The organism is Bradyrhizobium sp. SSBR45G (genome assembly GCF_030159255.1).
GTDB lineage: Bacteria > Pseudomonadota > Alphaproteobacteria > Rhizobiales > Xanthobacteraceae > Bradyrhizobium.
Genome location: NZ_BSCT01000009.1, coordinates 180,238 through 190,046, shown reverse-complemented (window position 1 = coordinate 190,046; position 9,809 = coordinate 180,238). Strand labels below are relative to the sequence as shown.

13 protein-coding genes are annotated in these 9,809 nt (G+C 65.7%); 6 read left to right on the top strand and 7 right to left on the bottom strand.

The annotated features are described in order from the left end of the window. Together QQL87_RS14495 and QQL87_RS14490 are read left to right on the top strand one after the other, a co-directional pair. Window positions 1-393: hypothetical protein (locus tag QQL87_RS14495; RefSeq protein ID WP_284419046.1), on the top strand; the 393-nt coding region annotated here is incomplete at its 5' end. Further along, complete coding sequence (locus QQL87_RS14490; protein ID WP_284419047.1) at window positions 375-1,706, top strand: dicarboxylate/amino acid:cation symporter; 1,332 nt, start codon at window positions 375-377, stop codon at window positions 1,704-1,706. The genes QQL87_RS14495 and QQL87_RS14490, both read left to right, overlap by 19 nt. Before the next feature lie 349 nt (window positions 1,707-2,055). Here the strand turns inward: QQL87_RS14490 and QQL87_RS14485 are convergent, their stop codons facing one another. After that, entirely contained in the window at window positions 2,056-2,319 is a 264-nt protein-coding gene (locus QQL87_RS14485; protein ID WP_284419049.1) for a hypothetical protein, read from the bottom strand. A 283-nt stretch (window positions 2,320-2,602) separates the two neighbouring features. On the opposite strand from QQL87_RS14485, the gene QQL87_RS14480 reads away from it, so the two are divergent. The 3 genes from QQL87_RS14480 to QQL87_RS14470 are packed head-to-tail and all read left to right on the top strand — an operon-like array spanning window position 2,603 to window position 4,525. Continuing rightward, window positions 2,603-3,262: a serine hydrolase domain-containing protein gene (locus QQL87_RS14480; RefSeq protein ID WP_284419050.1), complete on the top strand. Its 660-nt coding sequence runs from the start codon at window positions 2,603-2,605 to the stop codon at window positions 3,260-3,262. Then, window positions 3,171-4,040, top strand: a complete 870-nt coding sequence (locus QQL87_RS14475) for a serine hydrolase domain-containing protein (protein ID WP_284419051.1) — start codon at window positions 3,171-3,173, stop codon at window positions 4,038-4,040. The genes QQL87_RS14480 and QQL87_RS14475 overlap by 92 nt, the downstream gene beginning before the upstream one ends. 2 nt (window positions 4,041-4,042) lie before the next feature. Next, complete coding sequence (locus QQL87_RS14470; RefSeq protein WP_284419053.1) at window positions 4,043-4,525, top strand: S41 family peptidase; 483 nt, start codon at window positions 4,043-4,045, stop codon at window positions 4,523-4,525. A gap of 53 nt (window positions 4,526-4,578) precedes the next feature. On the opposite strand, the gene QQL87_RS14465 is transcribed toward QQL87_RS14470, so the two are convergent. From QQL87_RS14465 to rpe, 5 genes are read right to left on the bottom strand one after another with little or no spacing between them, the layout of a single operon-like run. After that, window positions 4,579-5,064, bottom strand: a complete 486-nt coding sequence (locus QQL87_RS14465; RefSeq protein ID WP_284419055.1) for an HIT family protein — start codon at window positions 5,062-5,064, stop codon at window positions 4,579-4,581. A gap of 9 nt (window positions 5,065-5,073) precedes the next feature. Next, window positions 5,074-5,577: a hypothetical protein gene (locus QQL87_RS14460; RefSeq protein ID WP_284419056.1), complete on the bottom strand. Its 504-nt coding sequence runs from the start codon at window positions 5,575-5,577 to the stop codon at window positions 5,074-5,076. Window positions 5,578-5,619: 42 nt separating this feature from the next. Next, entirely contained in the window at window positions 5,620-6,450 is an 831-nt protein-coding gene (locus QQL87_RS14455) for a bifunctional allantoicase/(S)-ureidoglycine aminohydrolase (protein WP_284419058.1), read from the bottom strand. A 45-nt stretch (window positions 6,451-6,495) separates the two neighbouring features. After that, window positions 6,496-6,981, bottom strand: a complete 486-nt coding sequence (locus tag QQL87_RS14450; RefSeq protein ID WP_284419059.1) for an ureidoglycolate lyase — start codon at window positions 6,979-6,981, stop codon at window positions 6,496-6,498. A gap of 12 nt (window positions 6,982-6,993) precedes the next feature. Next, window positions 6,994-7,695 (bottom strand): ribulose-phosphate 3-epimerase, encoded by a 702-nt coding sequence (rpe, locus tag QQL87_RS14445; RefSeq protein ID WP_284419060.1) that lies wholly within the window; start codon window positions 7,693-7,695, stop codon window positions 6,994-6,996. A gap of 226 nt (window positions 7,696-7,921) precedes the next feature. Here rpe and QQL87_RS14440 point away from each other — a divergent pair, with 226 nt between their 5' ends. Next, window positions 7,922-8,686 (top strand): EF-hand domain-containing protein, encoded by a 765-nt coding sequence (locus tag QQL87_RS14440; protein ID WP_284419061.1) that lies wholly within the window; start codon window positions 7,922-7,924, stop codon window positions 8,684-8,686. A 3-nt stretch (window positions 8,687-8,689) separates the two neighbouring features. On the opposite strand, the gene QQL87_RS14435 is transcribed toward QQL87_RS14440, so the two are convergent. Beyond that, entirely contained in the window at window positions 8,690-9,688 is a 999-nt protein-coding gene (locus QQL87_RS14435; protein ID WP_284419062.1) for a P1 family peptidase, read from the bottom strand. Window positions 9,689-9,809: the final 121 nt, after the last annotated feature.

Genomic DNA, 9,809 nt, shown 5'->3' with positions numbered 1-9,809 from the left:
GGCTGGCAGCGAGCGTCGCGCTGGACCGTCCCGACAACTGACCATGATCAGCGTGCTCATGGAGAGGACGCTCCTCATGGTCAAGGTGCACCGTCGCACGGCGAACTCATCAGCAGAATTGGTGGGCACGGCGCCACCGCGATCTCGCGTGTCGAAGCAGCCGGCCGCGCCTTTGCCCACCCTACAGCGCTCCAGAGGGATCGCGAGGCGGAGCACCACACCTCATTCCTTCACGTTTCAACCATGACCTCCGAAGCGGCATTCACAGCCTCAATTTCAGGCGCAGCTGCGATTGCCTTTCAAAGGCTCTCCCGCCAGAGTGACGTTATGACGCGCGTGGGGCGCGCCTTTTTGTTTGACGAGGGGGACTTGCGATGGCGGCAACCGATGTGAGCATGGCAGGAACCGCGGCGCCGAAAGGCAGCCTGTTCGGCTCGCTGTTCTTCCAGGTCGTGGCCGCGCTGGTGATCGGCATCCTGATCGGCGTGCTCGCGCCGGAGACCGCCCAGGGGCTCAAATTCTTCAGCGACGCCTTTTTGCGCCTGATCGCGATGGTCGTGGCGCCGATCGTGTTCTGCGTCGTCGTGCACGGTATCGCCAGCGCGGGTGACCTCAAGAAGGTCGGCCGCGTCGGCGTCAAGTCGCTGGTCTATTTCGAGGGCATGACCACGATCGCGCTGGCCTTCGGCCTCGTGCTGGCGCTGCTGTTCGGGCCCGGCCACGGCATGGACATCGACGTCTCCAAGCTCGATGCCAAGCAGCTCGCGAGCTTCGCCGACAACGCCCACAAGCTGCAGGGCGGCGGCTTCGGCGGCTTCATCCTCAACATCATCCCGCCGACCGCGTTCGACGCCTTCGCGCGCAACGACGTGCTGCAGGTGCTGTTCTTCGCCGTGATCTTCGGCGTCAGCCTGGCGCTGGTCGGCGAGCCCGGCAAGCCCGTCGTCGACCTCATCGATTCCGTCGCCAAGGTGCTGTTCAAGGCGATGGGCCTGATCGTGCGCGTGGCGCCGCTCGGCGTGCTCGGCGCCATCGGCTTCACCGTCGGCAAATACGGCGTCGGCTCGCTCAAGCAGCTCTTGGCGCTGGTCGTGCTGTTCTACGTCTCGGTGGCGCTGTTCGTGGTCATCGCGCTCGGCATCGTGATGCGCATTGCCGGCCTCAGCCTGTTCAAGTTCCTGCGCTACCTGAAAGAGGAGCTCTTGATCGTGCTGGCGACGGCGTCGTCCGACTCCGTGCTGCCGCAGATCATGCGCAAGCTCGAGGCGATGGGCGTCAAGCAGGAGGTCGTGGGCCTCGTCATCCCGACCGGCTACTCGTTCAACCTCGACGCATTCTCGATCTACCTGACGCTCGCCGTGGTGTTCATCGCCCAGGCCACCAACACGCCGCTGTCGGTGAGCGACCTGCTGCTGGTGCTCGGCGTCTCGCTGGTGACCTCCAAGGGCGCCCATGGCGTGCCGGGCTCGGCCATCGTCATCCTCGCGGCGACGCTCGGCGCCGTACCGGCGATCCCCGCCATCGGCCTCGTCCTGGTGCTGTCGGTCGACTGGTTCGTCGGCATCGCCCGCGCCGTCGGCAACCTGATCGGCAACTGCGTCGCCACCGTCGTCGTCGCCGCCTGGGAGAACGATCTCGACTACGCCAAGGCAAAGGCCGTGCTCGACCGCGGCACAGCCGAGGAGGTGGAGTATCAGGCGGCGTGAGGGAGAAACGCCAGGGGGAGAATGACGGAGCCGGACGCCCAGCGCGGATTGGTCGAGGTCGCGATCGAACCGATGTTCAAGGCCCATGAGGAGAGGCCTCTCATGGGCCTGCAGCGGCTTGCGGCTCCAGCGCCGCCTCCGCCAGCGGTGGCAATGCGAACATGAACGGCACCCCCGACCGTCGCGCTTTGCCGCTCGCTTGCGCCCCGTTCACGACGATCGGCGACCGTGTTATGATGTTGCTGCGCCCCGTCAAACGGCAGCAGCGAGGCCATCCGTGTTGCTCCACCGAACCCAGATCATGGCGGTCGTGCTGCTGGGCATCACTGCGCCCGCAGGCGCTTTGGAGTTATGTCCGGAACTGGCCTAATTGTATGCGGAGGCCGAAGCGGCCTCCGGCAAGGTCGTGGATGTTGCGGGTGCCGATCTCTGCTCTCGTTACGTCCAATACTCCGTCGCGTGGGCCGACCTCGAGCGCTCCGCACGCAAGCATCAGGATGCTTGCGACGTTGCGCCAGCGCTGCTGGCCGACATCAAGCGCCACCATCGCGCCGCCGTCGCGCAACGCGTCGAGGCCTGCGGCGGACTTCGTGCATCCAAGGCTGACGGCCATCTCTTCCCACTAGAGATCCGTCCGCGCTGGTAGGCGCGCAGTTGCCACGAGCATGCGTCTAGTCGTCCGTTCTCATCCCATTTCGTCGCGAGCGTCCGAAAGGCGAGCTGCATCATTCTCGAATCTCTGGACCGATGTCACACAGCAATCCGCCCCGCGGCGTTCGGGACCGCGGGATTGACCTCGCAGGATCCGAAGTGTTACGATCTGTAGCATTAAATCGCCGCCGCCGCCGGTGCGGCGTTCGACCGTCACGGTCTTGCCAGACCAGCAGAGATCCGACATGACGCAGAACCGTTCTGGTGTTGCCGCATGGACGCTCGTCGCGCTGATACTCGTCGTGACAACCTTCGGCCGCGCATGCGCCGTTGCGGCCGACGACCCCGAGTCGCTCGGCTTCTCGTCGTCACGCTTGGCGCGGATCGCGACCTGGCAGCATGCGCAGGTCGACGCCGGCGCCTTCTCCGGCGCGGTGGCCGCGATCGCGAGCCATGGCAAAGTGGCCTATTTGCGCGCGGTCGGCTTTCGCGACCAGGCCAGATCCAGCCCAATGCAGACCGATGCGATCTTTTGGATTGCCTCGATGAGCAAGCCGATCACCAGCGTGGCAGCGATGATCCTGGTCGACGAGGGCCGTCTGGATCTCGCTGCTCCGGTTCATCGCTATCTCCCCGAACTGAAGGGAATGATGGTTGCCGTCGATCCGAAAGATCCGGCGATCGGTAACGGCGATCTCGCTCTCGAGCCGCAGAAGCGGCCGATGATCGTCGAGGATCTGCTGCGTCACACTGCCGGCCTGGTCTATGGCGTAGGGGCGACGAAGGTCGACAGGCTTTACAATGGCAGACTGTATGGCAAGAGCGGTGTGTTTCGCCGCGACAAGACCCTCGCCGACATCGTTTTCGGCTCTGGCCGGGCTTCCGCTTGCTCATCAGCCGGGTGAGGTCTGGGACTATGGTCTTTCCGTTGACGTTCTCGCGCGGGTCGTCGAGGTCGTCTCGGCGCAGCCATTCGATCAGTTTCTCGAGGAGCGTCTGTTCAGGCCGCTCGGCATGGTCGACACCGGATTTTCGGTGCCGCCTTCGAAGCTGTCCCGTCTGGTCGATCCTCCGTCTGGTGGTTGGGGTGGACCTCCCGACAGTATTTCGGCAGACGTGGCCAAGCCGACCGTGCTGTTTTCCGGTGGGGGCGGGCTCGCGTCGACTGCCGCCGACTATCTGCGGTTCTGCCAGATGCTGCTAAATGGTGGGGCGCTCGACGGAGTCCGCATTCTCGAGCCGGTGACTGTGCGGCGAATGACGGCGAACGCGCTGCCGCCGCAGGTCCGCTTCGCCGGCATCAACAGCGGCATCGTCGGGCCGCTCTCAGGCTCGACCTGGGGTCTCGGCTTTGCAATCCGCAGCGATCCCAAGATGAGCGTCGTTCCCGGATCGCTCGGCAGCTTCATGTGGATGGGCGCCGGAGGCACTTACTTTTGGATCGATCCGGAGCAGCAACTCATAGCTATTCAGTTGGTCCAGGTCGCGTCCGGAACGGGCGCTTCGTTCAATGCGGGATTCCGCAACCTCGCCTATGGAGCGCTTCGCATTCCTGATCAAGGCGTACCGGTACCGGTTACGATTGATCGTACGGCGCTCGAGGCTTTCGTCGGGACTTATCGATTTGCCTCGGTGAGTTCGCGCGACCTGCAAACGGAATTCGGTGCGTCGGCCTTCAGGTGATGATGCAAGGCGGAAAGCTCAAGGTAACGTCCATCGTTCCGGATGCTCCGGCGGCGCGTGCAGGCGTCAAGACCAACGATATCATTTCGAATCTCGACGGCGAGTCCACGCGAGAAATGATGTTGGGCGATGCGCTGGCGAAGATGCGCGGGCCTGTTGGCAGCTCGATCCGTCTTGACGTCAGACGTGAGGGACCGGAACGCGAGATCGAAATGACGGTCGTCCGTGCTCCGATCCGAATTGCGGGGACCGATCTTCGGGTCGAGATCAAAGACGGCGTGCTCCAGGTCGAGGCGACTGGTGCGTTACCCGTCCTCGATTTCGAGCCGGGCTTGCCGATCGCGGTCGTTCCGATGTCCGACGATACGTTCTTCGTCGACGCCGGCGACCATACCCGTCTTGCCTTTTTGCATGATGACACTGGCGGAGCGAGCCTCTCGCTCAATCCGGGACCCTGGCAGATCAAGGGACGTCGAATCAACTGACCAATGATGATTATTTGGAGAAGACGGCGGACCACTGCCTTGCCTCGGAGCTATCAGTTGCCGGCGAGTTCACCCCGCAGCAGAGCGATGGTGTCTTCGACCGTAGGCCCTTCGATGTCGGGCGGGCCTGGCCGCTCGCAGAGTTCGCGCCAGATGAATAGCGTCAGCTCGGCGCCGTCGGTTGGCGTGTCGCGCGCGGGACCGGCGAATTGCTGCAGGGCGCGGTAGCGCTCGTCCTGCCAGAACAGCCGCTCGACCCAGCCATGCACGGGGATGACGTGGAAATGGATCGGGTAGCCCGGCGAATGGCCGTAGCGGCCGACATAGATCCGCACCGGCTGGAAGATCGTCCGCAGCGCGGCCTGCAGCCGCGCGAGCAATGGTCCGAGCTCCAGCAGCGCCGCATGCGGCAGCAGCGAGAGGTCGTCGACGTCGTGCTTCGTGGCCAGCATGAGGTAGCCGGGCAGCTTAGCGTCGATGCGGTGATTGACCCGCCAATGGTCGTGATCGGACACGATGAAGCGGTCGGGAATCAACAAGCTGCGCTCCTAGCGATAGGTGATGTCGTGACCGCAATCATAGCGGCTCGCCCGATCACGCTCGCGCAATTCGTAGACGCGCTGCCATGTGATCTCCCACGGACCGTCGTCGGTCAGACAGGTTCGGGTACCCTTTGCATCGATCCTAATCACCTTCCAGATCGGAAGCGCCACGCAAGCGAAGGAGTCGAAAAAGGCATCCAGAAACGACGTGAACCAGCCGGAGTCCATGCCCATATGGCGGCACTCCGGCGCGTCGGCAGAGCTCACGAGGCCCCAGGGGGAGCGTGGTCCGAAGCCTTGCTCACAATAGGCGATCTCCGCGCCGGATTCCTGATCGCGAAGCACGAACCAGCAGGGATATTGCTGGCCGGGTTGGCCATAGTCCCAATCGCGCAGCACCATGTGAGGCGCGACGAGCATGCCGCGGATGTGCGAGAGCACACGCTTGTCGGACAGCTCAGCCAATTCCGCTTCGATCAAGCTCTCCAGGCGTTCGGGAATGATCGACATCGAAGCTGCGTTCAGGCGCCCTTTAAAGGATGCTACGCGACCTCACCGAAACGGCCGCAGCTTCATGTGCCGGTTGGCGTCCTTGTAGAGCAGATAGCGGAAGCGGCCGGGGCCGCCGGCGTAGCAGGCCTGCGGGCAGAACGAACGCAGCCACATGAAGTCGCCGGCCTCGACCTCGACCCAGTCGCGGTTGAGCTTGTAGACCGCCTTTCCTTCGAGCACGTAGAGCCCGTGCTCCATCACATGCGTCTCCAGGAACGGGATCACCGCGCCGGGTTCGAAGGTGACGATGTTGACGTGCATGTCGTGGCGGACGTCGAGCGGGTCGACGAAACGGGTGGTCGCCCAGCGCCCTTGCGTGTCCGGCATCGACGCGGGGGCGATGGTCGCCTCGTTGGTGACGAAGGCGTCCGGGACCGGGATGCCGGGGACGGCCTCATAGGCCTTGCGGATCCAGTGGAAGGTCGCGGGCGCGTCGCTGTCGTTGCGCAGCGTCCATTTGCAGGACGGCGGCAGGAAGGCGTAGCCGCCACTGCTCAGGCGATGCTCCTTGCCGGCAATGGTCAGGGTGATCTCGCCGCCGACGACGAACAACACACCCTCGGCCTCCGGATCAGGCTCGGGCTGGCTGCTGCCGCCGCCGGGCGAGACCTCGACGATGTATTGCGAGAACGTCTCCGAGAAGCCGGAGAGGGGACGCGCAATCACCCAGGTCCGGGTCTTGTTCCAGAACGGCAGCGCCGAGGTGACGATGTCGCGCATCACGCCCTTCGGAATGACCGCATAGGCCTCGGTGAACACGGCACGCCCGGTGAGCAGATCGGTCTGCGGCGGGTGGCCGCCATGCGGCACGAAGTAGTTGGGCTTGTCCATCGTCGTCTCTCCTGCGCGCGGATCGCCGATCCTGCGCGCCATCGTTCAGGGTATACTGAGAAACAGCGGCTGCTCCAGCCACAGCTCCTCGAGATTGTCGGGGCTCATGCGGTCGATCACCATGAAGCGCGAGGCCTCATCGAAAACCAGCAGCGGATGATGCCAGGCGTTGCGGGCGTAGTTCACGCCCTGGCGTCCGCTTGCCGTGAAGGCGCAATAGCTCGCGGGATCGCGCGGGTCGTCGCACACCAGCACCAGCCACGGCCGGTCCTGCAGCGGCATGAACAGCTGGGTGCCGAGCGGATGCCGCTCCATCAGCCTGATCTCGATCGGCAGCGGGCGGGGCTTCGCCTCGAACAGGCTGACATTGACGTCGACGCCGCCCGAGGTGACGTCGATCGCGGCGAGGCTGTTGCAGCGGCGGGCAAAGCCCTGGTTGATCTCGATCGGCGCGGCGCCGTCCGTCTCGACGACGTCGCCGAAGCGCGCAAAGGCCGCCTTGGTCAGCGGCTGCGGCGTGAGCGTGTGCATTCGCGTCCGTGCTCAGATCGCTTCGCCGCGCGCCGACGCTGCGGCATCGCGGATCGCGGCGATGTTGCTGCGATAGGCCTCCGTCGTGCCGCCCTTGAACACGGCGGAGCCGGCGACCAAGGCATTGGCGCCAGCGGCCGCGAGCGCGCCGGCATTGTCGCGGCCGACGCCGCCATCGACCTCGATGTCGATCGGGCGGCCCGCGGTCATCGCGCGCAGGTCCTGGATCTTGCCGATCGCCGAGGTGATGAAGGCCTGGCCGCCGAAGCCGGGGTTGACCGACATGATCAGCACGAGATCGACGAGGTCGAGCACGTATTCGATCACGTTCAGCGGGGTCGACGGGTTGAGCGAGACGCCGGCCTTCTTGCCGAGCGCGCGGATCGCCTGCAGCGAGCGATGCAAATGCGGGCCGGCCTCGGCATGCACGGTGATGTGGTCGCAGCCCGCCTTGGCGAAGGCCTCGAGATAGGGATCGCACGGCGTGATCATCAGATGCGCGTCGAAGATCTTGGTGGTGTGCGGACGCAGCGCCTTGATCACGTCGGGGCCGTAGGAAATGTTCGGCACGAAATGGCCGTCCATGACGTCGAGATGGATCCAGTCGGCGCCGGCGGCATCGACGGCGCGCACCTCCTCGCCGAGCTTGGAGAAATCCGACGCCAGGATCGAGGGCGCGATGACGAGCGGACGCGGCGTGAAGGACTGGGTCATGGGCGGCTGTTCCAGTGCGATCGGGGATGTCGCCGTATCATGCAGAGGCGGCTGCGGCAACGCGAGCGGGAAAAATCTGCCGGGCGCGGCATGAACTGCCGGGTTCAGGCCGCCGCAACATCGCGAAATATCCGGACATATCAGCGGTTTGGCGCTGGCATGGGGATTGCGAGGAGAGCGGCAGATGGTGTGCCGCCGCAGCTTGCGGCCTTCTCGGAGTTTCGCCATGTGGGGATTTGCACTGGGGGCCGCCTCGTCGGTCCTGGACGGCCTGCAGTCGCTGGGATCGACGAAGTCCGGTTCCGGCAAGTCCGGCAATTCGGCCGGCGGATTGTTCAGCCTCGGCAGCAAGGGCGCGAGCAGCGCGGGCAATTTCAGCCCGTGGTCGAGCTCCGGCAGCAGCGGCTCGGGGCAGATCGCGCCGGAGACGATGAGCGCGCTGCTGGCGGCGCAGAGCCAGTCGGGCACCTCGACGAATGCGAGCGCCTCGACCAATCCGCTGCAGGACCTGTTCTCGCAGATCGACGGCGATGGCGACGGCCAGATCACCAAGTCCGAGTTCGAGAGTGCGCTCGGCGCCGGCGGCACCAACCTCGCCAATGCCGACAAGGTGTTCGGCAAGCTCGACAGCAACGGCGACGGCAATGTCAGCCTGAACGAGCTGTCGTCGGCGCTGCAGGGCGCCGGCAGTCGTCGTGGCCATCACCATCACGAGGCGGGAGCCGGCAGTGCCGGCGGCGGTTCGACCGGCGCGGATGCGCTGATGCAGGCGCTGTCGGGCGCGTCGAGCTCATCCAGCACCAACAGCGACGGCTCGACCACGACCACCATCACCTACGCCGATGGCTCCAAGGTCACGTTGAATACGCCGGCGACAACCACGGCATCGAACGCCGCGACATCGTCCTACAATCTGATCGAGAAGCTGATCCAGCGGCAATCCAAGCTGCTGTCGTCCTCGACGTCCGCCGCAACGGCGGTGAGCGCGTAAGGCTCAGCCGCCGAAGCGCTCCTGCCAGCATGGCAGGGCGCCTGCGAATGGCAGCCGCTTCGCATGATAGACGCCGCGCCCGATCGCGCGCGCCAGCACGTTGGCGGCGACCATGCCGAGCTCGCTCAACTCGACCAGCGGCTCGACCGGCTTGGCGCAGGTCGCCGCCGCGAACACGATGTCGCCGTCGAGCGGCAGATGCACCGGATAGATCGCCCGTGCCATGCCGGTCTGCGCCATCATCGCCAGCCGCTTGGCGTGCGCCTTGGTCAGGATGGCGTCGGTCACGACCAGCGCGATCGTCGTATTCTCGGCGCTCGAGGCCGCCCGGCCGCCCTTGAGGCGCATCGCCAGCATGTCCGGGGTGAACGTGGCCGGCAGGCCGCGACCGCCGAACTCGCCGTCCTGCTCATAGGGCGCCGCCCAGAACCACGGGCCATCGCCGACGGTGACGCTGCCGACCGCGTTGACCACGGCGATCGCCGCGACCTTGATGCCGCGGCTGGTCACAGCCGACGCCGAGCCGAGCCCGCCCTGGAGCGTAGCCGTGGTGGCACCGAGCCCGGCGCCGACGCTGCCCAGCGCGAAGCTCGTATCCGCCGCAGCGGCGGCCGAATAGCCGAGTTCGCGATAGGGCGCATAGCGGCCCCAGGCCTTGTTGCCGCCGTTGAGCAGGTCGAACATGATCGCGCCGGGCACGATCGGGATCAGCGCGTCGCGCACGGCAAAGCCGCGGCCCTGCTCGGCCAGCCAGGCCTGGATGCCGCTCGCGGCCTCCAGCCCGAACGCCGAGCCGCCGGACAAGGCGATCGCGTCGATCTGCTCCACCGTGTTGGCGGGATCGAGCAGCGCATCCTCACGCACCCCAGGCCCGCCGCCGCGAATGTCGATCGCGGCGACCGCGGGCTGATCGAACAGGATCGCGGTGACGCCGGACGCGAGCGCCGCATCATCGGCGTGGCCGACACGCACGCCCGCAATGTCGGTGAGGAGGTTCTGCAAAGCTGTTCTCGCGATGGTGACGTTGGCGGACGGATAGCTCAGCCCGTGCGCCGGCTCAATGCAAGTCCGGCCTGGCCCGGGCCTCTCAGCCCGGATCGGCGATATCCGGGGTCTCGCGCGC

Bases quoted from the DNA above. Each gene is read 5' to 3' on its own strand.
- QQL87_RS14490 (WP_284419047.1), top strand. From the start codon at position 375: ATGGCGGCAACCGATGTGAGCATGGCAGGAACCGCGGCGCCGAAAGGC.
- QQL87_RS14485 (WP_284419049.1), bottom strand. From the start codon at position 2,319: ATGGCCGTCAGCCTTGGATGCACGAAGTCCGCCGCAGGCCTCGACGCG.
- QQL87_RS14480 (WP_284419050.1), top strand. From the start codon at position 2,603: ATGACGCAGAACCGTTCTGGTGTTGCCGCATGGACGCTCGTCGCGCTG.
- QQL87_RS14475 (WP_284419051.1), top strand. From the start codon at position 3,171: ATGGCAAGAGCGGTGTGTTTCGCCGCGACAAGACCCTCGCCGACATCG.
- QQL87_RS14470 (WP_284419053.1), top strand. From the start codon at position 4,043: ATGCAAGGCGGAAAGCTCAAGGTAACGTCCATCGTTCCGGATGCTCCG.
- QQL87_RS14460 (WP_284419056.1), bottom strand. From the start codon at position 5,577: ATGTCGATCATTCCCGAACGCCTGGAGAGCTTGATCGAAGCGGAATTG.
- QQL87_RS14455 (WP_284419058.1), bottom strand. From the start codon at position 6,450: ATGGACAAGCCCAACTACTTCGTGCCGCATGGCGGCCACCCGCCGCAG.
- QQL87_RS14450 (WP_284419059.1), bottom strand. From the start codon at position 6,981: ATGCACACGCTCACGCCGCAGCCGCTGACCAAGGCGGCCTTTGCGCGC.
- rpe (WP_284419060.1), bottom strand. From the start codon at position 7,695: ATGACCCAGTCCTTCACGCCGCGTCCGCTCGTCATCGCGCCCTCGATC.
- QQL87_RS14440 (WP_284419061.1), top strand. From the start codon at position 7,922: ATGTGGGGATTTGCACTGGGGGCCGCCTCGTCGGTCCTGGACGGCCTG.